General features: G+C 27.9%; 23 protein-coding genes and 3 pseudogenes. 2 read left to right on the forward strand and 24 right to left on the reverse strand.

Going from position 1 to position 24,640, the window contains the following annotated elements; translation table 11 throughout:
* Positions 1-58: 58 nt before the first annotated feature.
* From LEQ07_RS12540 to LEQ07_RS21610, 15 genes and pseudogenes are all read right to left on the reverse strand, one after another.
* Positions 59-1,449 (reverse strand): annotated as a pseudogene (locus LEQ07_RS12540) (FAD-binding oxidoreductase).
* 29 nt (positions 1,450-1,478) lie between these two features.
* Positions 1,479-2,708 (reverse strand): FAD-binding protein, encoded by a 1,230-nt coding sequence (locus tag LEQ07_RS12545; RefSeq protein WP_263330893.1) that lies wholly within the window; start codon positions 2,706-2,708, stop codon positions 1,479-1,481.
* A 138-nt stretch (positions 2,709-2,846) separates the two neighbouring features.
* Positions 2,847-3,503 (reverse strand): electron transfer flavoprotein subunit beta/FixA family protein, encoded by a 657-nt coding sequence (locus LEQ07_RS12550; RefSeq protein WP_332843169.1) that lies wholly within the window; start codon positions 3,501-3,503, stop codon positions 2,847-2,849.
* 13 nt (positions 3,504-3,516) lie between these two features.
* Positions 3,517-4,788, reverse strand: coding sequence for a nickel-dependent lactate racemase (larA, locus tag LEQ07_RS12555; RefSeq protein WP_046821983.1), 1,272 nt, complete (start codon positions 4,786-4,788; stop codon positions 3,517-3,519).
* Positions 4,789-5,052: 264 nt separating this feature from the next.
* Entirely contained in the window at positions 5,053-5,748 is a 696-nt protein-coding gene (locus LEQ07_RS12560; protein WP_263330894.1) for a FadR/GntR family transcriptional regulator, read from the reverse strand.
* A 152-nt stretch (positions 5,749-5,900) separates the two neighbouring features.
* Complete coding sequence (locus tag LEQ07_RS12565) at positions 5,901-6,299, reverse strand: sensor histidine kinase (protein ID WP_263330895.1); 399 nt, start codon at positions 6,297-6,299, stop codon at positions 5,901-5,903.
* 32 nt (positions 6,300-6,331) lie between these two features.
* The gene (locus tag LEQ07_RS12570) at positions 6,332-7,039 is read right to left on the reverse strand and encodes a histidine kinase dimerization/phospho-acceptor domain-containing protein (RefSeq protein WP_263330896.1); all 708 of its coding nucleotides are present in this window, start codon (positions 7,037-7,039) and stop codon (positions 6,332-6,334) included.
* Between the two features lie 90 nt (positions 7,040-7,129).
* Positions 7,130-7,794, reverse strand: a pseudogene (locus LEQ07_RS12575) (response regulator transcription factor).
* A gap of 199 nt (positions 7,795-7,993) precedes the next feature.
* The gene (locus LEQ07_RS12580; protein ID WP_263330898.1) at positions 7,994-8,620 is read right to left on the reverse strand and encodes a hypothetical protein; all 627 of its coding nucleotides are present in this window, start codon (positions 8,618-8,620) and stop codon (positions 7,994-7,996) included.
* Positions 8,621-8,634: 14 nt separating this feature from the next.
* A complete protein-coding gene (locus LEQ07_RS12585; protein ID WP_263330900.1) occupies positions 8,635-9,846 on the reverse strand; it encodes an FtsX-like permease family protein in 1,212 nt (403 codons plus the stop codon).
* A complete protein-coding gene (locus tag LEQ07_RS21595) occupies positions 9,833-10,186 on the reverse strand; it encodes an ATP-binding cassette domain-containing protein (RefSeq protein WP_332843171.1) in 354 nt (117 codons plus the stop codon). The genes LEQ07_RS12585 and LEQ07_RS21595 overlap by 14 nt, the downstream gene beginning before the upstream one ends.
* Positions 10,183-10,587 carry an ABC transporter ATP-binding protein gene (locus tag LEQ07_RS21600; protein ID WP_332843172.1) on the reverse strand — a complete coding sequence of 135 codons (405 nt, stop codon included), beginning with the start codon at positions 10,585-10,587 and terminating at the stop codon, positions 10,183-10,185. The genes LEQ07_RS21595 and LEQ07_RS21600 overlap by 4 nt, the downstream gene beginning before the upstream one ends.
* A 199-nt stretch (positions 10,588-10,786) precedes the next feature.
* Positions 10,787-11,701 (reverse strand): sensor histidine kinase, encoded by a 915-nt coding sequence (locus tag LEQ07_RS12595; protein WP_263330902.1) that lies wholly within the window; start codon positions 11,699-11,701, stop codon positions 10,787-10,789.
* Positions 11,698-11,880 (reverse strand): winged helix-turn-helix domain-containing protein, encoded by a 183-nt coding sequence (locus LEQ07_RS22615; protein WP_334307510.1) that lies wholly within the window; start codon positions 11,878-11,880, stop codon positions 11,698-11,700. The genes LEQ07_RS12595 and LEQ07_RS22615 overlap by 4 nt, the downstream gene beginning before the upstream one ends.
* Before the next feature lie 170 nt (positions 11,881-12,050).
* Complete coding sequence (locus LEQ07_RS21610) at positions 12,051-12,374, reverse strand: response regulator (RefSeq protein WP_332843173.1); 324 nt, start codon at positions 12,372-12,374, stop codon at positions 12,051-12,053.
* Between the two features lie 142 nt (positions 12,375-12,516).
* Here LEQ07_RS21610 and LEQ07_RS12605 point away from each other — a divergent pair, with 142 nt between their 5' ends.
* Both LEQ07_RS12605 and LEQ07_RS12610 read left to right on the forward strand, forming a co-directional pair.
* Positions 12,517-12,900 carry a hypothetical protein gene (locus LEQ07_RS12605; protein WP_263330903.1) on the forward strand — a complete coding sequence of 128 codons (384 nt, stop codon included), beginning with the start codon at positions 12,517-12,519 and terminating at the stop codon, positions 12,898-12,900.
* 784 nt (positions 12,901-13,684) lie between these two features.
* Positions 13,685-13,870: a hypothetical protein gene (locus tag LEQ07_RS12610; RefSeq protein WP_263330905.1), complete on the forward strand. Its 186-nt coding sequence runs from the start codon at positions 13,685-13,687 to the stop codon at positions 13,868-13,870.
* A gap of 125 nt (positions 13,871-13,995) precedes the next feature.
* Here LEQ07_RS12610 and LEQ07_RS12615 read toward each other — a convergent pair whose 3' ends face one another.
* The 9 genes and pseudogenes from LEQ07_RS12615 to LEQ07_RS12655 form a co-directional block, all read right to left on the reverse strand.
* The gene (locus LEQ07_RS12615; RefSeq protein WP_263330907.1) at positions 13,996-14,949 is read right to left on the reverse strand and encodes an ABC transporter ATP-binding protein; all 954 of its coding nucleotides are present in this window, start codon (positions 14,947-14,949) and stop codon (positions 13,996-13,998) included.
* Between the two features lie 46 nt (positions 14,950-14,995).
* Positions 14,996-15,916, reverse strand: a complete 921-nt coding sequence (locus LEQ07_RS12620; RefSeq protein ID WP_317852081.1) for an ABC transporter ATP-binding protein — start codon at positions 15,914-15,916, stop codon at positions 14,996-14,998.
* A gap of 9 nt (positions 15,917-15,925) precedes the next feature.
* A complete protein-coding gene (locus LEQ07_RS12625; RefSeq protein ID WP_263330908.1) occupies positions 15,926-16,771 on the reverse strand; it encodes an ABC transporter permease in 846 nt (281 codons plus the stop codon).
* Positions 16,772-16,785: 14 nt separating this feature from the next.
* A complete protein-coding gene (locus LEQ07_RS12630) occupies positions 16,786-17,730 on the reverse strand; it encodes an ABC transporter permease (protein WP_263330909.1) in 945 nt (314 codons plus the stop codon).
* Between the two features lie 79 nt (positions 17,731-17,809).
* Positions 17,810-18,949 carry an ABC transporter substrate-binding protein gene (locus tag LEQ07_RS12635; protein WP_263330910.1) on the reverse strand — a complete coding sequence of 380 codons (1,140 nt, stop codon included), beginning with the start codon at positions 18,947-18,949 and terminating at the stop codon, positions 17,810-17,812.
* Positions 18,930-19,394: an ABC transporter substrate-binding protein gene (locus tag LEQ07_RS12640; protein ID WP_263330911.1), complete on the reverse strand. Its 465-nt coding sequence runs from the start codon at positions 19,392-19,394 to the stop codon at positions 18,930-18,932. Before LEQ07_RS12640 ends, LEQ07_RS12635 begins: the two co-directional genes overlap by 20 nt.
* Positions 19,395-19,601: 207 nt before the next feature.
* The gene (locus LEQ07_RS12645; protein WP_263330912.1) at positions 19,602-20,942 is read right to left on the reverse strand and encodes a Na+/H+ antiporter NhaC family protein; all 1,341 of its coding nucleotides are present in this window, start codon (positions 20,940-20,942) and stop codon (positions 19,602-19,604) included.
* A 239-nt stretch (positions 20,943-21,181) separates the two neighbouring features.
* Positions 21,182-21,694 carry an ECF transporter S component gene (locus LEQ07_RS12650; protein WP_046823790.1) on the reverse strand — a complete coding sequence of 171 codons (513 nt, stop codon included), beginning with the start codon at positions 21,692-21,694 and terminating at the stop codon, positions 21,182-21,184.
* Positions 21,695-21,904: 210 nt separating this feature from the next.
* Positions 21,905-24,624, reverse strand: a pseudogene (locus LEQ07_RS12655) (heavy metal translocating P-type ATPase).
* Positions 24,625-24,640: the final 16 nt, after the last annotated feature.

A 24,640-nucleotide genomic window follows, 5' to 3' on the forward strand; every position in this document is an offset into this window, starting at 1 on the left:
TTAATTTTATTTTATTATTTGTTGCACAAAAAAAAGTCGATTTTTTAAAATCGACTTTTTATATATAAGTTTTAATATATTTCCCTGGATTTAATATGTTCTTAGAATCAAACGCTAATTTTATATTTTTTATTATTTCCATATATGATTCACTTTGAGATTCATTTAAATATTCTTTTTCGCATATCCAATTCCATGCTCTCCAGAAACTTGCCCATTAAGTTCTCTAGATTTTTCATACATCTTTTCAAAAGTTTCTTTTAGCTTTGTATTCCATTCAGATTTATTTAATTCATCTCTTAATATATATATGTGTAAATTCCCATCTCCTGCATGTCCAAAGCTTTTAATTCTTACATTCAGTGTCTCTTGAAGTTCATTTGTAAACTTTATAAATTCTGCAACTTTATCTCTTGGTACAACAACGTCACATTCATCCATTTCAGTTGTAGTTGCTTTTATAGCTTCTAAAAATGCACCTCTAGCTGACCATATAGATTCATTTCTTTCTTGAGTATCTGAGATAAATACATCATAAGCTCCACACTCTAAACAAAGTTTTGCCACTTGATCATATGCCTTTTCAATTTCTTCTTTGCTGTTTCCATCAAATTTTAATAATAAGTACGCATCTGATGTATTATCTGGGAATTTTTTACCTAAAAATTCTTCTGCTGCAAGGATTACATCTCTTTCCATAAATTCAATCGCAGTTGGAATACACTTAGATTTTATTATCTTTGGAACTGTTTCTATTGCTGTTCCTAAATCTGAGAATGGAATAAGTAAACTTATATCTTTTTTAGGTAATGGCAATAATTTAAGTATAGCTTTAGTTACGATTCCTAAAGTACCTTCTGATCCAACTAATAAATCTTTTATACTATAACCTGAACTGTTTTTTACAACTTTTCCTCCAACATTGATTACTTCTCCATTTGCAAGTACAACTTCTAATCCTCTTACATAGTCTCTTGTAACCCCATATTTGACAGCTCTCATTCCACCTGCATTGGTATTTATATTTCCACCAATTGTTGCACTTTTTTCTCCTGGATCTGGAGGATAAAATAAATCTCTTTCACTTACATATTGACCTATTGTCATAAGTAATACTCCAGGTTCTACTGTTAATGTTAAGTTTTCTTCATCTAACTCTATTATTTTATTCATTTGACTTAAGTTTATCATTATTCCACCATAAATAGCTACAGCGGCCCCAACTAATCCAGTACCTTGCCCTCTCGGTGTTACAGGTATGTTATTTTCATATGCATATTTCATTATTTTAGAAACTTCTTCTGTACTATGAACATTTACTAAAACTTCAGGGTATTTTTCAACTCCCCCCAACTCATCATGAGAGTAATCTTCATTTATTTCCTCTCCTACTAAAATATTTTCAACTCCACATACGCTTTTTAAAAATTCAATATCTTTTTGATCTATTTTTTATACATTGTATTTTCCCCCGATCCTTATTCTAATATAGCTAAAACTTCGTCTATTGCTTCATAGTCATTTGATTTTTCAAGCTCTAAGTCTTTAATAAGTTTAGGTATTACATCATAAACATCTCCTACAATTGCATAATGAGCAGTATCAAAAATAGGAGCTTTTTCATCTTTATCTATAGATATTATGCACTCTGATCCATTCATCCCTGCAACAAATTGTATAGCTCCTGATACCCCACAAGTTATTATTAACTTAGGCTTTACAGTTCTACCACTTAACCCAATTTGTTTTTTAGCATCTATCCATCCAGATTCTACTAAAGGTCTTGTTCCTGCAACTTGCCCGCCTAGTAAATCAGCTAATTTATATAGCATTTCCATGTCTTCTTTTTTCTTAATAGCTCTACTTCCAACTATTATAACTTCTGCATCTTCTATTCCTACTTCTTTAGTTTTATTGTTAATTTCTAAAACATCTATATCAGATTTTAATTTATTTTCATCTATATTGCATAAAGTAACCTTACCTGTTGGATGGTCAACTTTTTCTGGAGCTGAAAATATTTTATATCTAACTGTAGCAAACTGCGGTCTATGGTTTGGTGTATGTATATGTGCCATTATATTACCTCCAAAAGCAGGTCTTATTTGGTCTAAGTCAGTATTTTCTTGAACATCCAGTATTGTACAATCTGCTGTTAATCCAGTTTTAAATCTAGCTGCAAGCCTTGGAGCTAAACTTCTACCAATTGTAGTTCCCCCAAACAGTAATATAGTTGGTTTTACTTCTTTTATAAAATTCTCTACACATGCAGTATATGGTTCAATCTTAAATTCTTTTAAATCTTTGTAATCATATACAAATACATTATCTACACCATAAGAAAGTAATACATCTGTTTTGTCTTCTAAATTACTTCCAACAAATATACAGTAAACTGGTTGATTTATTTTTTTTGCCATTTCTTTAGCTTTTCCTATTAATTCAAATGTTACAGGATGGATGTCTCCCTCATGATGATCAACATATACTGCTATACCTTTCCATTTATCTTTATCTATTTTTATAACTTCATCTTCTACGAATTCAAATACACCCTTTGGTCCAGTTTTTACACATATCTTACACATTTTACACCCTGCACCAATTTCTAATTTTCCATCATTTAGCTCTATAGCACCAAAAGGACATATGTCTAATACTTTTTTCATTTCTGTAACTTTTTCTTGATTTATAACTATTTTAGCCACTTTAAATTCCCCCTTATATTAATTTTAGCTCTTTTATTTTATTTAATAATAAAGATGATACTTCTTCACCCTTCCAAGTTTCTTTTTCTACATTTGAAGTAGGTGGGAAAATTTTTAAAACTTGAGTTGGAGATCCATTTAATCCATAATTTTTTCATCTTTGTCTTCAAAATCATTAAGGCTAATCATTGGTATTTCTCTATCTTTAGTTTCAAGTTTTAATTTAAAAGAAGGTAATCTTGGTTGGAATATCTCTTTTTCAACTGTTATCAAACAAGGAAATTTAATTTCACAAATTTCACGAGTATTAGGCATATCTACTTCTACTACTATACTTTTTTCTTTAGTTTCAATTAATTTTGTTACATTAGTAACATGAGGTATATTTAAAAACTCAGCTATTTCTGGTCCAACTTGTGCAGTATCTCCATCAGTTGTTTGCTTACCACAAATTATTAAATCAGTTTTACCTACCTTTTTAATTCCTTGTGAAATTGTATATGAAGTTGCAAGTACATCAGCTCCTGCAAACTTTCTATCACTTACTAATGAACCCTCATCAGCACCCATCATGAACGCTTCTTGAATTACTTGTTTTGCTTGTGGTGGTCCCATACTTAAAACCTTTACTTTAGCATTATTTTCTTTTTTAATTTTTAATGCCGTTTCAAGAGCATATAAATCATATGGATTCATTTTAGAATCTACTCCATCTCTTTTTAAAACCCCTGTCTTTTCATCTACTTCTACTTCAGATGTTCCTGGAACTTGTTTTATACATACTAATATTTCCATGTTGCTTCCCCCTTTACTTTACTATAACTGATACTCCATCAGGTATAACAGCTATTTTTGAGTTGTTGCCTTTTATGTCAAAAGCTATTTTTAAAGCTTCCTCAAAACTATTTGCATGTTTCATATGCATGTTTTTAATCATATTAGGATCACATAAGTTTGTAACCATAATTACTGTAAATTTTTCTAGAATTCTTGCTAATATCTGAAACTCCCATTGGTCTGGAATAGTTTTATCTTTTGGAATTTTTCTTACTCTTTCTAATATTTCACTAGGTGAGGATGCTTTTGCTACACTATCATAAAAAGATTGGCCTCCATGGCCATCATTACATGCAGATATCATTATTATTACTCCACCTTCTTTACATGTAGCTTCTGCTGCAGTCATTCCTTTTACTGTTTGATATATATTTTGATCTAGTGGATAACCTCCATTTGTACTAACTACAATATCAGCATCAACTTTATCAACTTTAGATAGTTTAGTTACAAATTCACAGCCTACCTCATGAGCTTCTTTAACATCGCCTGCAAAGGCACCTATAACTTTTTTATCTTTATCTATAACTACATTTAAAATAAAGTCTAAATTAACGCTTTGCGCTGCATACAACATATCTCTATGAATTGGATTATTTTTTAGATTTCCTGTTCTAGCGTAAGGACTATCTATAAATTCAGAACAGTGATTATACATTATGGTTTTAGCAGATGCAACTCCTGGAAGTACACTTTTTCTTCCACCTGAAAAACCTGCAAAGAAGTGTGGTTCTATGAATCCTTCAGCTATTAATAAATCAGTTTCTATAATTGCTTTATTTACAATTAAATCTCCTCCAGATGGAAGCGTTCCAACTTTGACCATAGCTTGTTCATCTGTTGAAAAGTGCATAATTATTTGCTCATTATCCACTATTTCTTCTCCCATTTTATATACAAGTTCTTCTCTTGTACTCGGTCTATGAAACCCTGTTGATATTATTATTTTTATATCTATATCAGGATTTGAATTTCTTATTTTCTTAAGCATTATAGGTAACGTTATCCTACTTGGTACAGGTCTAGTGTGATCGCTAGTTATTATAACCATGCTTTTTTTCCCTTTAACTAGATCTTCTAATTTTTCACTTCCTATAGGATTATCTAAAGCTTGTTTTACTATCTCACCTTCACTTAATCGAGATTTAAAATCATGAGCTTTGGATTGCAAAACTTTTATCATGTTTTCATCTGGTATATTTATGTTCATACCAGCTTTTGAATAAGGTACTTTTAACTCCATTTATGCCCCTCCTCTTGAAATGCAGCACTACTTAGTAGCGTATAGTTTTAGGTTTGTTTAATCATTTTACTGTTTTTATTAATATTGGTATTATGGTCATACCAGTTTGTAATTTCATGATAGTAAATTTTCTAAAGATTTACAAGCATTGTTTTTATTTTAACAAAATATATATTATTATTTGATTTTCAATTTACTTTTTTATTGATTTTAAAATTGATAAATATTTTCAAATAAAAAATATAGATTTCTAAATTTAGAAATCTATATTTTTTCCATAGTAAATTTTATTAAGTCTAAGTGCTCTTTCATGTATTTGTATGCACTTTCAGGATTTCTGTCTATGATAGCCTCACAGATTTTTTTGTGTTGTAAATTTAAAGTTTCTTCTTCATGGTAAAATTCTACTATCTTTTGTCTTGAATTTATAATAAAATTTTCTAATAAATTTAATGATATTGTATATAAACTTTTTATCAAAAAGTTCTTACTCATGCAAGTAATTTTATAATGGATTTCTTTATCAATTTCGCCTTTATTATAAATTTCATCTTTTTTTGTCAATCTTTGTGAAATCATTTTCAACTCTTCAAGTTCTTCGTCTGTTCCTCTTATAGCTGCTAATTTAACTGCTTCTAATTCTATCATTCGTCTTAATTCTATTATATCTTTATAGTCGCCATTGTTTAAAGTAAACATCATAGATAAAGGTTGTATTAATGATGTTTCAATTTTATTACAAATAAAATTTCCTTCGCCTTGTCTACTTTCTATTATCCCCATAGTTTCTAAAACCCTAAGTGCTTCTCTTATCGATGTTCTACTTACTCCCATTTTTTGAGATAATTCACGTTCTGACATTAACTTATCTCCATTTTTAAGCTTTCCTTCTAATATCATATTTTGTATCTGATTTATAACTTGTTGATATATCTTTTCATTAGTTATATTATTAAACAATTCAATATCTCCTTATATTTAAATATTTCATTTATATTATACTACAAAAAATTTGATTTGCTTGAACGACTTTTTAATATTGATATATACATTTTCAAAAAATAAAAAGATGTCATTTTAAAATAAATTCAAAACAGCATCTTTCATTTTTTCTAATTTTCATTAAATTCTATTATAAATATAACAGAGTTTTTTCCGTTTTTTATATTATATTTAAACCCATGCTCTTTAAGTATTTGACTTACTATATAAAGCCCTAGTCCACTTCCTCCAGTTTTCCTATTTCTTGATTTTTCCACTCTATAAAATGGTTTAAATAATTTATCTTTATGCTTTTCATCTATTGTAATACCTGTATTTTCTATCTCTAAAATTGCATTTTCTTTCTTGTATAAACGTATTAGTAAGTCCGCATTTTCCGGTGAATACTTAATAGCATTGTTTATTAAATTATTTATAGCTTTTGCTATTCTCTCTTCATCCGCATTTATAAATATTTCACCTTGATATTTTACATCTAATTTCAATTCTTTCTCTTCAATTAAATACATTTGTCTTTTTATAAGCTTGTTTATTAAACTATTTAAATCAAATTCTTTGCTTTCAGATTTTTTTCCAAAATTTCAAATTTAGATACCTGAATCATTTCTTCTACTAGAGTTTTTAATTCTTGAGTAGAATCATATGATTTTTGCAAGTATGTATCACGATCTTTATATTTCCCAATATTATAAATCATACCTTCTAATTGTCCACTTATAATGGTTATCGGGGTTTTTAATTCATGAGATATAGTTGCTATAAACTCCTTTCTTTTAGCTTCTTGCATTCTTTCACTTTCAATTATATCAATAAGAGGTTTTGTCACCCATTTTGAGAATGCATATGAAGTTATTATAGACAATACTATTGCAACACCTATTATTATAGGCATTAAATCTAGTATTACAGTAGTTGCTTCATCTACTGGTTGAAGCGGCATACTTATATCCAGATAATATGGAGCATTACTGTCTCTTATATACAAAGCTACAGTTTTTTGATAGTTTTCATAAGAGTCACTAATATTATTAGAATATGGCAAAAATGAAAGTTCCTTATTCCCATATTCAACTTTTCCATTTGAGTCTCTTAATAACACACCTACATTTTCATGCTGTGAAATTTTATATAAATGTTGTTTCAATTCCTCTAAATCATCTCTCCTTGACCTTGCTGCTAAAACTGTCAATCTATTATTTATAGACTCTACCTTATATTTTTCATAGTATGGAGGTAATAAGAAGTACAAAATCAGATATATAGTTATTATAAGCCCTATAGATAATGTAGTTATTATTAAAAATATTTTTGTACTTATAGCTAATTCTTTCCATTTTTTCTAATTCTTATCAAGACTGTATCCTATTCCTTTCACTGTTTTTATATATGGAATTCCAATTTTCTTATATTTTTTATATGGGCATCTACAACTCTAGTATCTCCATAGTAATCATAGCCCCATACACTATCTAGTAAATTCTCTCTAGTAACTACGTGGGGATAATTCTCTATTAAAGTCTTTAATATGTTAAATTCTTTTAATGTCAATTCTATTACTTCATTATCTAAAAATGCTTGATATGTGTTTAAATCTAAACTTAGCTTCTCAAAACTTAATGTATTAGACTCATTATATTTGCCACTTCTTCTTAAAACAGCCTCTACTCTTTTCATCAACAAGGTAAATGAAAAAGGTTTTGTTATATAATCATCGCACATTAGTTCAAATCCTTTAACTTGATCACTCTCTTGATTTAATGCCGTTAAAAATATTATAGGTATATCTGAACTCTGTCTTATCATCTTACATACAGCATGTCCATCTAAATTAGGCATCATTACATCTAATATAACCAAATCAAATTCACCTTTTTTAAAAGCTTGTATACCCTCTATTCCATCATTTGCCGATTCCACGCTATATCCTTCTGCACTTAAAAATTCTACTATCAATTCTTGTATATTACTATCATCTTCTATTACTAATATATTTTTATTTTTCATAATAATTCTCCTCTAAATTTCAAAATTGCTTAATATATATATTATAATTTGCATATGAATTTTCTATGAATATAATTTTACATTATACAAAATCAGTCTATATATAGATATTATCATAAAAAATATGAGTAGAAAATAATTCAAATTAATTTTCTTACTACATATTTTACTTTATTTACTTAGTTATACTTATATATTTTTAGTACTTATTATATAAAAAAATTAAGTATATAAAACTAAATATAATTAATGATACTCCGATAAGCTCTAAACGGTCTGAGTTAAACATGGAATTAACAGCATAGCCTGCAACAATACCATGTACAGATCCAACAATAACAGGAAGTATAAAAAATATTCCTAATTGTTTAAACACCGCTTTATTTATATATGCTTGACTTACTCCAATTTTTCTTAAAGTATTAAATCTTTCTTTATCAACACTAGCATCTTGGATACATTTAAAATACATGATGCTACCTAGTGATACTGTAAATACAAGTGCTAAAAAACATCCTACAAAGTATACACCATTTATTGCATAATATATAGTTTTATCAAATTGATCAGCACTATAAATTTCACTTTTTGAATTTTCTCTCATGTATTGAGCTATCGAGTTAGTGTTTTCAAAGTTATTAAGTGTGATAGCTTTAAAATATACTTCTTTTTTATTTAACTTAGTTTTTAATTTTTCATAATCGCTATCATTTAAGACTAGTGTACCATTAGTTGATTGTCCCATTATATTAGAAGGTATATTTTTATTAATTTTTATTGATTCATTACTTATTTTTAAATTATCATTTATTTTAAATGCATTCATAACCCTTGCATCTATTAATAAAATTGCCTCACCTTTTTGTGGTTTATTTTTTCTATATCTTTCTCATGTTTTACTTTTCCATGTTTTAACAAATTTTCTACATCTGAATATTTAACTAAATACACATCATTTATATACATACTTAAATTTGATTTGTATGGAATTAAATCTACAGTAGTTTTATACTTAACATCTTCGTTACTTAAATTTACAGCCATATCTAAAGACTTATCATCATTTTTATTTTCACTTGTATAATATATACTATATGGGTATTCATTTTCAAATCCTGTTGCAAAACAAGAACTCATACAAAATGCAACCATTATGCAAGTCAAACTACAAGCTATTAATATTGCAGCTTGAGCTAAGGTTTTATTATTATCTTTTATCCTAAAAATAATATTATTATAACTTACAATGTTTGTTTTTGAGTATAACCTCTTTTTATTTTTTATAATATTTCTTATAAAAATCGAGAAAAATCCTCTGAATAAAAAATGAGTTCCTATAATAGTCATAATTACCGTTGCCATTATAGCTATCGGAAATGCCACATTAGCTTCTTTATATTTTAATATTAGCAAGTACCCTAGAATAATTATTATAAATCCTATGACCCCTTTAGTATTGTTTAATTTGTTATTTTCTAATTGGTATATTTTTTTTGCATTTATAAGTTTACTTATATCTGTTTTTATTAAACAAATATATTCTTTTATAAAAACACCAATCAATATAATCAAAAATATTAGTAAAGTCTGAATTACTGAAATAAAGTTTATCTCAAAATTTATTACTTTATTTACATAAGATAGTTTAACTAAAATCATTAAAAATATCTTATTCAAAAGTATTCCAATACCCATACCAATTATCATTGATATTAGCCCAATTATAAGTGCTTCTAATGAAAACATCAGTGCGATCTGCTTATTTTCAACACCCATAAATGTGTATATTCCAAACTCTTTTTTTCTTTGTTCTATAAAAAATTTACTTGAGTAAGAGATAAAAAATATAAAGAAAAATATTAGAACAAAAGCGCACATTCCTCCTGCCATAGATACTGCATTTAAGTCTTTTATTTCAATGAATTGTTTACTGAAAATTAAAGTTGTGAAATTGTAAAATACAGCAATTGAGAAAACCATAGAGAAAATATAAACTCCATAGTTTTTTATACTTTGTCTTATATTCATTAAACTTAGCTTAAATAAATTCACTTACTTCACCTCCCATAGAAGTTAATAAGTTCATTATTTGCTTAAAGAAATCTTTTCTATTTCCATTACTATCTATCCTAGTGTTTAGCCTACCATCTTTTATGAAAATAATTTTATCTGAGTAACTTGCTGTAAATGCATCGTGTGTAACCATTATTATAGTTACATTAAATTTTTTATTCATCTCTTTTAAACAACTTAAAAGTTCTGATGCAGATTTTGAATCTAATGCTCCTGTAGGTTCATCCGCAAATATAATAGATGGTGAAGTTATTATGGCTCTTGCTGCTGCAACTCTTTGTTTTTGTCCCCCTGATAATTCATATGGATAGCTTTTCAAATGTTTTTTTTATTCCAAAAACTAGCTAATTTTTCAACCTCTTTTTGTATTTTATCAGGTTTTTCGTTTGCTATAACAAGAGGTAGTGCTATATTGTCTTCTATACTCATGTTATCTAATAAATTATAGTCTTGAAATATAAAACCTATATTATCACGTCTAAACCTAGATAATTCTTTATTTTTTAAAGAATGGACATCTTCATTATCATAGTAAACTTTTCCTTCACTAGGTCTATCAATAGTAGACATTATATTTAAAAGCGTAGTTTTCCCTGCCCCAGAAGGCCCCATAATACTTATAAACTCTCCATCTTTAACCTCTAAGTTTATATTTTCTAGAATTTTAAATGTATTTTTATTATTTTTAATACTTTTATTTAAATTTATTACTTTTAACATACCTTACCCTCCAAATTGTAATTATTTTATACTTATATTGTATAAGCTAATTACCTTGTAATCTATCCATCTACATTACAGTTCAGAGGCTTAATATTACACTTATGTAACATTAAAGTAATCTGATAATTTATAGAATGTTATACATACATTACAAAACTCATTTTCCTTTGATTCTATACTTATATCATGACTTAATTTATTTAATATTTTTTGATATATATAACCCCATTCCTGTAGATTTGGTTATTTCGTTATGTTTTCCTACATACCCTTTATCAAATACTCTATTTATATCCTCTGTTTTTATACCAATTCCATTATCCTTAATGTGAAGTTCTATTCCAATTTCCGAATTTTTCAAGTAAATTTCTACAACACCATCTTCTTTAATATATTTACATGAATTATTTATTATTTGTTCAATTATGTGCATTAACCATTTTTTATCACTTAACACGTTATAATTTAAATTCCCTATTTTTAACTCTATCTTGTTGTATATAAATAAATATTTATTCTTTTTTATAATTTCTTTTACTATTTTTTCTAAATTTATTTCTTCTATTAAAAAGTTAGAACTATAATCTCCACTTTTACTGATATATAAAGCTTGTTGAACTAAACTATCAATTCGTTTAAGTTCAATATTTATTTGTTTGTGTAACTCATAATTCCCAAAATATTTATTTTCTAGCTCTTTTACTCTTTGACTAATAATTTCTAAAACCGCAATAGGAATTTTAATCTCATGTATCCATTTAGTCATATAGTCATTTATCTCTTCAATTTCTTTTTTTAAACTTTCTACTGTATTTTCATTTTCTAATAATTTATTATCTATAACTTCTTTTAGCTTATTATTTTTAAATTCATATGTTTTATTATTATTTATATATTCAAATAAGCTTTTATAGTTTTTTATGTATGAACTATATCCAAGTATAAAGAAAGCAATACATACAACTAAAATCATTGTATCTATATATATTAAACTATTCAAAACCTTTTCTAATCTAAGATCTGCAATTATATTTATATTAACTATAACTACTATAAATATAACTAAATATATAGATAATTTAAATTGTTTTATATAATTTTTTAAATTCATTGTATATAATACCCCTGACCTTTTTTAGTAACTATAAAATCGCTCAAACCTATATTTTCTAAAGTTTTTCTCAGCCTATTTATATTTACAGTTAAAGTATTTTCACTTATAAACTCTTCGCTATCCCATAATTCTTCTATTATTGTATCTCTACTAACTATACTTCCTTGATTGTTCATTAATATATTAATTATTTTAAACTCATTTTTACTCAGTTCAACAAACTGATCATTGAAATAAATCTTACTTTCTAAAATATTTAAAATTACATCTTTATATTTTACAATATCAACTTTTAATGAATTGTTGTATGAGTATGTTCTTCTTAATATAGCTTGTACTTTTGCAACTAATACTTGAGTTGAAAAGGTTTTATTATATAGTCATCGGCTCCCATATTTATAGACATAACAATATCCATATCGTTATCCCTAGATGAAATAAATATTATAGGTACTTTTAATATATTTCTTATTTTATTGCACCAGTAAAATCCATCATAAAATGGTAAATTTATATCCATCAATACCAACTTAGGATTAATTGCTATAACTTCTTCTGCTATATTATCCAAATTTTTTGCTTCATGTGTCCTATATCCCCATTTACTTAAACACATATGAATTTCTCTACTTAATGCTTTGTCATCTTCTACTAAAAAAACGTCTATCATAATACCCTCCCTTTAAAACATAATATATATTTTGCCAATTATATATTATAGCACACTTTAAAATTTCATAATTTGATATAATATTCATAGTTATGATAATATATTGTAATAAAATTTACTTAAAATAAAATGAGGTAGTAATATGATTATTTTTAATACGTTTATAGAAAGCTTTTTAAATTTAGCTAGTGTTTTAGGAGTTTTTATAGTTTTTGGTATTTTATTAAACTTAATTGAATCTAAAAATAATGAACTCATACAAAATTCACTTGGAATAAACTTTATAGTATTTACTGGTTTTATAGGAACTGTAGTTCATGAGTTAAGCCATATGCTAATGGCGTTTATATTTAACCATAAAATAGTTAAAGTTGAATTATTTAGACCTTTTAAATATAAAGAAGATGGAGTCTTAGGATATGTAAAACATACTTATAATTCAAGTAATCTATATCAGCAAATTGGCAATTTTTTTATAGGTATTGCCCCTATGATTTTGGTACTTTATTCATATGGATACTTTTAATTTTATTTTCTAATGATACATACAAAGTACTTACAAATAATATACATATTGATTTGTATATTAAATACCTTGAGTCAACTGACTATTTAAAAGTTTTTAGTCTTTTAATTAATGATACTTTATTAATATTAAAAAGCATGTTCTCCCTAAAATATTTAGCTGATTTTAAACACTTAATTATGCTATTTTTCATATATTCTATAGCCACACATATGAGCTTAAGTCTCGCTGATTTAAAAGGAAGTTTTAAAGGTTTTATAGTGTGTTTTATTATTGTTTTTATAGTTACGCTTTTTATCAATTTATTAAATCAAGCTAATTTATTTAATAATATTTGATATTTAAATTTAATGTTTATGTTTTTTATTTTTAACTGTGGGTTTAATTTTTTCATTATTAACACTTTTTGTATCATTTTTAATAAATATTATAAAAAATTCACTTTGTTCATGATGCCAACGACCTTAAAAAGCAGGTCCGTTGCTCAAGTTTATAATTTCCATAAGAATAAAAAGGTGATTAATTGTTATAATATAGAAAATAATATATAATGATATTTCGTATTTTAAAGTTTAGAAAGGGTTGATATATTGGAATTAATATTGATTTTAATAGCATGTTTATTAGGATTTATGTTTATTAAATATTTATTTAAAAAAGTTATGCTATGTTTGTTCATTTTAGCTTGTTCAGGGGGAATAAGCTTTATATACAAAATTCCATATAGTATAAGTGTTTTTTAGTTTCAGTAATAATTTATTCATTTTATTCTATTTTCTCAGAAATGAAAAATATGGGCTGTAAGCTTTTTAAATCGAGAAAATCATATTTAGACGGTTGGTCTGAAAAATTAGTAGATTTACTATTTAGTATAAATTACATAGTTTTTATGATTACTTCTTATATGATATTTATGAGAATGAGTTTTTCTATGATAGATATATTTGAGTTAGGTTTAGCCTTTTTATAACATTGTTATGTATATGGATAGTTGGTCATAGTAAAAACTTTGTTTTAAAATTTATAAGACATAAAGAATTTGAAATTTAAAATAAGCATAAAAAAACAGGTATATAATATACTCTGTTTTTATGTTTATTTTAAGTTATGACATGCAACAAAATGCTCGCTATCTGTTTTAATCATAACAGGTTCCTTTTGTTCACAAATCAAAGTTTTATGTTTACATCTAGTTCTGAACCTACAACCAGATGGTGGATTTATAGGGCTCGGTACATCTCCATCTAAAACTTCTTTTTTTGTTTTTTCTCCTATGATTGGAATACTACTTAATAAAGCCTTTGTGTATGGGTGTCTAGGGTTGCTGTATATATCTTCGCTACTTCCGATTTCTACTATCTTTCCTAGATACATAACTCCAACTCTATCAGATATATGTTTTACCATAGATAAATCATGTGCTATAAATAAGTAGGTTATCCCTAACTCTTCTTGCAAATCTTCGAGTAAATTGATAACTTGAGCTTGTACTGAAACATCTAAAGCTGATATAGGTTCATCACAAAATATAAAATCCGGCTTTACTGAAAGTGCTCTAGCAATTCCAATACGCTGCCTTTGTCCTCCACTAAACTCATGTGGATATCTGTTTGCATGCTCTTTTTTTAATCCAACTTTTTCAAGCAGGTTATATACAATATCTTTTTTCTCAATCTTAGAATAATTCGTGTGTATATCTAATGGTTCACAAATGATTTCCATTACAGTCATGTTAGGATTTAAAGATGCATATGGATCCTGAAAAATTGTTTGTGTTCGTTTTCTAAATTCTTTTAAATGCTTTTCATTTTTTTTAGATATATTTTCTCCATCAAATAAAATTTCACCATCTGTAACATCATATAGTCTTATTAAAGTTCTTCCTAATGTAGATTTTCCACAACCACTTTCTCCAACCAATCCTAACGTTTCACCCTTTTTTATATAAAAACTAACATCATCTACAGCCTTAACTTCCTTTACATCTTTTTTATTAAACCACTTTTTGAATAAAATATTTTTTAAATTTTTAACTTCTATTAAATTCATTTTCCTCCTGAATATTTCCAACAGTCTACTTTATGATTTTCATTAATTAGTTTTGTTGCAGGTCTTTCAATGCACATATCCATTTTTCATTACATCTATCATAAAACGGACATCCCTTAGGAGGTTTTAGTAAATTTGGAGGTGTACCCTCTATAGATGTTAATTTTTCTTTTTTAGTGTTCACCCCTCTTGGAATTGATTTTAACAATCCTATGGTATATGGGTGCTTTGGATTTTCAAAAATCTCATCTACCGTTCCTATCTCCATTATTCTACCGCCATACATAACAACTACTCTATCACAAGTATTGTAAACTACGCCCAAATCATGTGTTATTAGCATTATAGAGCTATCTTTATCTCTATTTAAATCTTTTAAAAGATTTAGTATTTGAGCTTGTATAGTAACATCTAATGCTGTTGTTGGCTCATCAGCTATTAAAAGTTTAGGATTAGAACTTATAGCCATTGCTATACACACCCTTTGTCTCATTCCACCACTAAACTCATGAGGATACCTATTTACTCTATCTTCAGGTGAAGGTATTCCTACTTTTCTTAAAATTTCAATAGATTTTTCTCTAGCTTCTTTTTTATCTAAATGTTGATGCCTAATTATAATTTCTTGTATCTGATTTCCAACTGTTATAAGGGGATTTAGGGCAGTCATAGAATCTTGAAATATCATAGATATTTTATTTCCTCTTATTTCCCTCATATCTTTAGTACTTAATTTTAATAAATCTATTTCTTCAAAAAGTATTTCACCATCTTTTATTTTTCCTGGTTTCTCTATAATTCTCATTATTGATTTAGATGTTATACTTTTTCCACTTCCACTTTCACCAACAATTCCAACAGTTTCTCCTTTAAATACATCAAAACTAACATCCCTAACTGCTTCAACTTCTCCTTCTTGTGTAAAGAAAGAAGTTTTCAAGTTTTTAACTTCTAATATTTTTCCCACATTTCTCACCTACCTGTCATTTGCTTTTGGATCAAATACATTTCTTAACACATCTCCAATTAAATTAAAACTAAGTACGGTCAATAATATAAACATACCTGGGAAAAATGCTAAGTAAGGCGCATCCATCAAATAACTTTGAGCATCTTTCAACATACTTCCCCACGATGCATTTGGCTGAGTTACTCCAACACCTAAAAAACTTAATGATGATTCTAATAGTATTGCGGTTGCTATATTTATAGTAGCTGAAACAATTATAGTTGGTAGTATACTTGGAATTATATGCTTAGTTATTATTTTAAAAGAACTTTGTCCCGACGCTTTTGCGTATAATACATACTCTCTTTCTTTTACCGATAGCGTCTCTCCCCTTACAATTCTAGCAATTGACATCCATCCTAGAAATCCAATTATAAGTATTAAGTTTTTAACTGATGCCCCTAAATAAGAATTTATAACCAAAATTAAGAAAAATGTTGGAATACACATAAGAATATCTATACTTCTCATTATAAAACCATCTATTTTACCTCCAAAATATCCACTTATAGCCCCTATAATAGTTCCTACCAATGTAGATATTATCATTGCCATAAATCCTACCATAAGTGATATTCTTCCACCATAAAGGGATCTAGTAAAATAGTCTCTACCTACATCATCTGTTCCAAATAAATGTGTTAGGCTCGGTCTTAAAAGCCTATTAATCGGATCTATCTGATTAGGGTCATAAGGTGATAAAAATGCAAAAACTGAAGCGATTGTAAAAATCACAATAATTGCAATGGCTAGTATTGCTAGCTTATTTTGTTTTAAATTTATCTTTAAATTTTTAATTACTCTATCATTCATTTTACTACCCTCTCTTATGATTTAATTCTAGGATCTACCATTGCATATAGTATGTCAGCTATCAAATTCCCGATTATCAGCATCGCCGATGAAAATAAAGTTATCCCCATAACTACTGGGTAGTCATATCCAAAAATTGCATTTACTCCTAGTTGTCCCATTCCTGGCCATCCAAATATAGTTTCTGTTATAAATGCCCCTGTAAAAATACTAGGAAGTGACATTCCAAATATAGTTATCACAGGCAATAAAGTATTTTTTAGTACATGTTTAAAAAGTATATCTTTCGTGCTAGCTCCATATGCATATTGAGTAGTGACATAATCTTGTTTTAATTGTTCTATAGTACTTGAACGAATGTATCTTATATACACTGATAAATTGTAAAAACTTAAAACCGTAACGGGTAATATTAAATGATTTATTAAATCTAAAGTTGTATCTACTCCAATAGTTCTCATCCCTACACTAGGGAATATATTTAATTTTATTGAAAAAACATATATTAGCATCATTGCAAACCAAAAACTAGGTATAGAAATTCCAATATATGAAATTACGTTTAAGACTTTGTCTATTATTGAATTTTTCTTATACCCTGATATAAGTCCTACTGGTATTGATATCATAATAGATATTACTAATGCACTTCCAGAAAGTAAAATAGTTGGCCCTAACCTTTCCAATATAAGATCTAGCACAGGCTTACTATTAACCATTGAGTATCCTAAGTTACCTTGTATAGTGTTAAATAGCCATTTAAAATATTGAACTATTATTGGGTCGTTAAGTCCCAAACTTTCTCTAATTCTTTCTATATCTTCTACATTCATATCCGGTGATATGTATGCCTGTAGTGGGTCTCCTGGTGCTAAGTGCATTAATATAAATGATATTATAGTTATAAAAAACAACATTGGTATCATATTTAAAAGTCTTTTTATAATTTTTTCTTTCATACTGTCACCCCAATCTAAGCTTACTTGAAAAGAGCTGTTTCTATTATGAAACAGCTCTAAAATTTATATATCATTTTCACTACTTCTTATTTAGTTTAGATAAATCTTGGAACATATATATCGGAACTAATTTAGCTTCATCTATTCCTGTGTATTGTTTATCTATAGCAACCATAGATTTAGGGTATGCTATCGGATATAATGAAACGTCTTCAACTATTTTTTGTTGAATTTCTTGATATAATTCTCCTCTTTTAGCACTATCTGTCTCTACAGATGCTTCCTTAAATAGTTTATTTACTTCTTCATTTGAATAACCTTGTACATTATTTGACTCTTCATTTGTAAATATAGATGCATAGCCTGCTGGTTCATTCCCCATAACATAACCATTTATAGCCATATCAAATGTTCTAGTAGATAAATCTTCTGTAAATAATTGGCCTAAAAATGCACTTCTTTCTAGAGGCACTAAATCAACTGTTATTCCTATTTCTTTTAAGTTATTTTGTATCACTAATGCTATTGATTCTAAAGTTTTATCTCCATTAGTATATCCTAATCTTAATTTTAAATTTTCAGTTCCTGCAGATTTTAATAATTCTTTAGCTTTATCTTTGTTATAGTCATATTTTTCAACATCATCTGTGTAATATAATGTATTTGGTGCAAATAATGAGTATGCTTTTTTAGCATATTTATCTGATCCATAAGCTGATGTCATTATTTGATCTTTATTTATTGCATAAGCTATAGCTTGTCTCACTTCTTTTTTAGCTAAATCTTTATTTTCTTCACATAAAACTAAATTGTCTACCATTCCCTCATCAAACATTTTTACATCTAAATTTTTATTCTTAGATACAGTTTCAACTTGATCTGGTTTAACATAATTCGCTTGAACTTCTCCATTTTGAAGCGCCATAGTAGCTGAATTTCTATCTGGAATTATTCTATACGCTACGGTATCTAAATTGGGATCTCCCAAGAAATAATCTGTATTCTTATCTAGTAGTATACTTTCTCCAGATTTTACTTCTTTTATTTTATATGGTCCAGAACCTATAGGTGAATTATTTTTTTCACTCTTAGCTATATCTTTCTCCCCTTCAAATATATGCTTTGGTATAGGTCTTAAAGAACTTAGTGTATCTTCAAATGACATTAAAACTGATGGCAATTTAACTTCAAAATTTTGATCATCTATTTTTGAATTCAACAGGTTCTCCATTTACTAAAAAATCTGCTCTTCTTATTGAATTTTGATTTTTATCCATAATAGCATTGTATGTATATATAATATCGTCTGTAGTTATAGGCTTTCCATCATGCCACTTTAAATTATCTCTTAATTTAACCTTATAAGTTAAGTAATCATCTGATATATCAACTTTTTCAGCTAAGTATAACGTTTTCTCTTCACCTTCTATAACATATAGAGGTGAATAAATAGCATTCATAAGCGTCATTGATGCTCTATCGTTAGCATATAATGGATTTGTTGTTTGTGGATTTCCACCGGCTACTAAAGTTATGGATTTCCCACTTGAAGCACTATTTGTTTTCCCTGAGTCTTTACTTTCTGAACCTTTAGATGAACATCCTACAGTAAACAACATCGTACTAATCAGACCTAGCGATATTAATCGTTTTGCAATTTTCATTTTAATCCCCCTTGAAATTGTATAAATATTAGATATTAGTCCCAGGTCTATTGTATGAAAATTGTATAAATATGTAAAATTGTTATTTTCTATTTCTTGCTATTCATATATAGATAAAACAATCACATTAAATAAGGTATTTAAAGCAATTTTTAGTAAAAAAATAAAAAAGGATTAAAAAATCCTTTTTTATTTTTAATTTATTTATTAACTTGCTTTGCTTTCTTTGTTAGCTTCTTTTTTAAAGCTTAATTTAGGAAACTCTATTACTAAAGAGATACTTGCAAATATTAATAGAAGTATTGGATAATATAAAAATTTAATAACTCCTATAGATGAAACTCCAGCAATTCCTACAGCCGTTAATATTTGAGCTCCATAAGGAATCATACCTTGCCAACATGATGAAAATAAATCTAATATACTTGCAAGTTTTCTTGGATCAAGACCATACTTTTTCCCAATGTCCTTAGCTAATGGTCCTGCTGTTATTATAGTTATAGTGTTATTTGCTGTACATAAATCTATTATACTAGCAATTAAAGCTATTCCAAACTTAGCTCCAGTTGGGCTTTTTATCTTGCTTGTTACAAAATTTAATATGAAATCTATACCACCATTGTGTTTTATTAGTCCTATTACCCCACCTACTATAACTACTAATATACATAACTCTTGCATTCCAGCCATACCTTTAGATACAGCATCTATAAATTGCCACATATCTAATGTTCCTGTAAAAATTCCTATAGCTCCTGCAAATACAACCCCTCCTGCAAGAAGTACAAAAACATTTGCTCCAGCTAGAGCTCCAACTAATACTGCAACATACGGTACAACTTTTATAACTTCATAAGGTCCAGCTTCAGCTGAAGCTGCTGTCCCTGCTGTCATTACAGCTATTATTATAAAACTTAGTAATGCTGCTGGAAGTATAATAAAGAAGTTCATTTTTACCTTATCTTTCATCTTACAACCTTGTGTACTTGCCGCTGCTATAGTTGTATCTGATATCATAGATAAACTATCTCCAACCATAGATCCACCAACTATTATTGCTACTAGTAATTCTAATTGTATTCCAGTTTTTTGCGATACTCCTATAGCAATAGGTGTTAGTGCAGAAATCGTTCCAACAGATGTTCCCATTGATGTAGATATAAAACATACCATTAAAAATAAACCTGGTACTAATAAATTTGGTGGTAAAATCGCTAAGCTTAAGTTTACTGTAGAGTCTACCCCTCCCATTGATTTAGCTACACTACCAAAAGCTCCTGCTAATAAAAATATAACAATCATTATTAGTATGTTACTATCTCCCGCACTCTTTAAAAAAACTTCCATTTTATTATCTAAAGATTCTTTTGGATTAATTATAAATGCCACTACGGCTGCAATTACAAATGCTGTCAATGCTGGCATTTTATAAAAGTCTCCAGTTAAAATCCCACTACCTAAAAATAATATTAAAAATACACCTATAGGAAGTAATGCTATCGCACTTCCCTTTTTTTGATTCAGACTATTATCGTCTATATTTTCCATAATTTTTTCCTCCCTTTACATTATGAATAAGCTTCTTAACCCAACATCTATTGTATGAAAATTGTATAAATATGTAAAATTGCAAATATCTATGTACTAATTTGTAAATATAGAGAAAATCAATTATGTTAAATTTTAAACACTTTTTTCAATAATTATAATTTCATTAAGTGTAAAAAAGCAAGTGAATATTAATATTTATTCACTTGCTTTTTTATTTAATTTGTATATTTTTTATTCTAAGAATGAGCTTTAAACATTTTAACATATTTTACTTTACTTAGAGAATATGAAAGCGGAATAGCTATTACCATACTTATTATCCCTTGTATTAAGTTTGCAGGTATAGAAGCTGCTGAAATTATAGCACTACCTTTTAATAATATTCCAGCTATAAAATATCCTATTACCATTGTTAAAGTTCCTATTCCTGTTGAAAGTACACTTTTTATAATTGTATTATTATTTTTCATTATAATTCCAACTAAATATCCTTCTAATCCTTTTATTATCAGAGTAAATATTGCCCAATGAGCATATCCACTTAATATGTCAGCAAAAGCAGAACCGATTCCTCCTGCTATCATACCTGTTATAGGTCCAAATAATATTGATGAAATAAAAATCACACTATCTCCAATATTAACATATCCATCAGTTCCAGGTATTGGTATTTGTATGGCCATAGTAGCAATACAAACTAAAGCTATCATCAGACCCTTAATCACTGTTTTCCTTGTATCCTCATGCATATTATATCCCTCCACGATCAATTCCTTATGCTTTTATTATAAAGAAACGTATTCAAACATACAATAATTATTGTACCCATACAATTATTATTTTGATTGTATGGATACAATGATCATCATATACATATATAATTTTTACCCTAAATTTTCATAATTAAATTTTAATTTACCTAAGCGTAAAAAATAGCCTAATTTGGCTATTCTTTTTTATTACTTATATGCTTTAAAGTTTTTTAATCTTAATGCATTACTAACTACAGATACTGAACTTAAACTCATAGCAGCTGCTGCTATCATAGGATTTAATAAAGGTCCTCCAAATAAATATAAAATCCCTGCTGCGACAGGTATACCTATTGTATTATATCCAAATGCCCAGAATAAATTTTGCTTAATATTTTTAATTGTTTCTTTACTTAATTTGATAGCTGTAGGGACATCCATAAGATCACTTTTCATTAATACAATGTTTGCAGATTCAATTGCAACATCAGTTCCACTTCCTATGGCAATACCTATATCAGCCTTAGCTAATGCAGGAGCGTCATTAATTCCATCACCTACCATTGCTACAAAATTACCTTTTTCTTGAAGTTTTTTAACTTCATTTGCTTTATCTTCTGGCAATACTTCAGCTAAAACAATATCTATACCAACTTCATTTGCTATTGCATTTGCTGTTTTTTATTATCTCCAGTAACCATGGCAACTTGAATTCCCATTTCATGTAATCTTTCTACTGCTTTTTTACTGTTTTCTTTAACTATATCAGCAACAGCTATTATACCTGCTAGTTTATTATCAATAGATATATACATTGGAGTTTTACCTTCACTTGCTAATTTATCCGAAATTGTCTCTAACTCACTTGTACTTATATTTTTATCATCCATAAGTTTCTTATTTCCTAATAATATATTCTTTTTATCTATTGTTACTTCTATACCATGACCTGTTATAGAGTTAAAATTAGTTACATTTAAAATTTCTAATTTTTCTTCCTCGCCTTTTTTTACTATAGCTTCTCCAAGCGGATGTTCTGACCCTTTTTCTGCACTTGCTGCAAATTGAAGAAGTTCTTTTTCACTAACTATATTAGTAGTTACAATATCCGTTACAACAGGTTTTCCTTCTGTTATAGTTCCTGTTTTATCAAATATTATAGTATTTATTTTATGTGCAGACTCTAGTGCTTCTCCACCTTTTATTAATATACCATTTTCTGCGCCTTTACCTGTTCCAACCATTATAGCTGTCGGTGTTGCAAGTCCTAATGCACATGGACAAGCTATAACTAATATAGATATAAAAATAGTTAGAGAAAATACTAAATCTTTTCCACCTACAAAGAACCAAAGTAATGCACTTATTGTAGCTATTGCTAGAACTGTTGGCACAAAATAACCCGATACAGTATCAGCTAATTTTGCTATAGGCGCTTTGCTTCCTTGTGCATCTTCAACTAATTTTATAATCTGAGCAAGAGCAGTATCACTTCCTACTTTTTCTGCTTTAAATTTTATATTGCCATTTTTATTTATACTAGCTCCAGTTACCTTATCTCCAACTTTTTTCTCAACAGGCATACTTTCTCCTGTAAGCATAGATTCATCTACTAAAGTATGTCCCTCAATTACCATACCATCTACAGGTATCTTACTTCCTGGTTTTACTACTATAATATCATCTTCTTCAACTTCATCAATTGGTATTTCTAACTCCTGTGAATTTTTTATTATTATTGCAGTCTTTGGCTGTAATCCCATAAGAGTTTTTATAGCTTCAGAAGTTTTTCCTTTAGATCTAGTTTCCAGATATTTCCCAAGTAATATTAGTGCTATTATTATACCAGCACTTTCGTAATATAATTGATGATCATGCCCACCTACATTACCAATTTTTCCCGTAGCAATTTGTATAGTGGTATATATACTGTATATAAGCGCTGAAGCTGTACCTATTGCAACTAAAGAATCCATGTTTGGACTTTTAGTTATTAATGCTTTTGTTCCATTTATATAAAACTTATATCCCGCTCCGATTATAGGTATTACTAATAATAATTGAACTAATGCATAGTTTAGTGAATTATGCATAGGGTTTATAACCTCTGGTATAGGTAATGGTCCAAATGGTTTAGGCATCATTGGTCCCATAGCTATATATAATAATGGAATTGCAAATACCATGGATATTATAAGCTTATTTTTAAGAACCTTTATTTCTTTTTCTTTTCTTATTTTATCTTCATCTATATTATTATCTTTAATTTTTTCTACAACTTTATACCCTGCTTTTTCTATTGCGCTCTTAATTTGTGATAACTTTACTTTTGATCCATCATACTGTATTGTTGCTTTATCTGTTGCTATATTTACATTTACAGATTTAATACCCTCTAGTTTTTTTATACCTCTTTCAACTGCTTTTGCACAAGATTGACATGTCATTCCTTCTATTTTTATATCAATTTGCTTAGCTTCATCTACAACTTTATACCCTGCTTTTTCTATTACACCTTTAATTTGTGTTAATTTAACTTTAGACCCATCATACGTTATTGTTGCTTTATCTGTCGCTATATTTACATTTACACTTTCTACTCCATCTAATTTTTTTATACCTCTTTCAACTGCCTTTGCGCAAGATTGGCATGTCATTCCCTCTATTTTTATATCAATTTTTTCAAACAATTCCGTTTTTTTCACCTCTTCTTTTATACCATAACCAGCTTTTTCTATAGCATCCTTTAAATCCTCGAATTTAACTTTATTCGGGTCATACTCTATCTCTAGTTTTTCTGTTGCTATGTTTACACTCTGATTTTCTACCCCATCTAATTTTTTAACTGCTTTCTCAACAGCTTTTGCACAAGCTGCTCAAGTCATCCCAGTTATTTTATAAGTACTTTTGTTTGTATTTATACTCATCGGTTTTCACCATCCT

It is taken from the genome of Paraclostridium sp. AKS73 (genome assembly GCF_025671395.1).
GTDB classification, from domain to species: domain Bacteria; phylum Bacillota; class Clostridia; order Peptostreptococcales; family Peptostreptococcaceae; genus Paraclostridium; species Paraclostridium benzoelyticum.

What these genes read in the sequence shown, in the direction of transcription:
- LEQ07_RS12595 (WP_263330902.1), bottom strand. Translation starts at nt 11,701, where the DNA reads ATGAATTTAAAAAATTATATAAAACAATTTAAATTATCTATATATTTA.
- LEQ07_RS12640 (WP_263330911.1), bottom strand. Translation starts at nt 19,394, where the DNA reads ATGAAAATTGCAAAACGATTAATATCGCTAGGTCTGATTAGTACGATG.
- LEQ07_RS12610 (WP_263330905.1), top strand. Translation starts at nt 13,685, where the DNA reads ATGAAAAATATGGGCTGTAAGCTTTTTAAATCGAGAAAATCATATTTA.
- LEQ07_RS12550 (WP_332843169.1), bottom strand. Translation starts at nt 3,503, where the DNA reads ATGGAAATATTAGTATGTATAAAACAAGTTCCAGGAACATCTGAAGTA.
- LEQ07_RS12580 (WP_263330898.1), bottom strand. Translation starts at nt 8,620, where the DNA reads ATGAATGCATTTAAAATAAATGATAATTTAAAAATAAGTAATGAATCA.
- LEQ07_RS12645 (WP_263330912.1), bottom strand. Translation starts at nt 20,942, where the DNA reads ATGGAAAATATAGACGATAATAGTCTGAATCAAAAAAAGGGAAGTGCG.
- LEQ07_RS12615 (WP_263330907.1), bottom strand. Translation starts at nt 14,949, where the DNA reads ATGAATTTAATAGAAGTTAAAAATTTAAAAAATATTTTATTCAAAAAG.
- LEQ07_RS12625 (WP_263330908.1), bottom strand. Translation starts at nt 16,771, where the DNA reads ATGAATGATAGAGTAATTAAAAATTTAAAGATAAATTTAAAACAAAAT.
- LEQ07_RS12630 (WP_263330909.1), bottom strand. Translation starts at nt 17,730, where the DNA reads ATGAAAGAAAAAATTATAAAAAGACTTTTAAATATGATACCAATGTTG.
- LEQ07_RS21610 (WP_332843173.1), bottom strand. Translation starts at nt 12,374, where the DNA reads ATGATAGACGTTTTTTTAGTAGAAGATGACAAAGCATTAAGTAGAGAA.
- larA (WP_046821983.1), bottom strand. Translation starts at nt 4,788, where the DNA reads ATGGAGTTAAAAGTACCTTATTCAAAAGCTGGTATGAACATAAATATA.
- LEQ07_RS12605 (WP_263330903.1), top strand. Translation starts at nt 12,517, where the DNA reads ATGATTATTTTTAATACGTTTATAGAAAGCTTTTTAAATTTAGCTAGT.
- LEQ07_RS12565 (WP_263330895.1), bottom strand. Translation starts at nt 6,299, where the DNA reads ATGTATTTAATTGAAGAGAAAGAATTGAAATTAGATGTAAAATATCAA.
- LEQ07_RS12650 (WP_046823790.1), bottom strand. Translation starts at nt 21,694, where the DNA reads ATGCATGAGGATACAAGGAAAACAGTGATTAAGGGTCTGATGATAGCT.
- LEQ07_RS21600 (WP_332843172.1), bottom strand. Translation starts at nt 10,587, where the DNA reads ATGTTAAAAGTAATAAATTTAAATAAAAGTATTAAAAATAATAAAAAT.
- LEQ07_RS22615 (WP_334307510.1), bottom strand. Translation starts at nt 11,880, where the DNA reads ATGAACAATCAAGGAAGTATAGTTAGTAGAGATACAATAATAGAAGAA.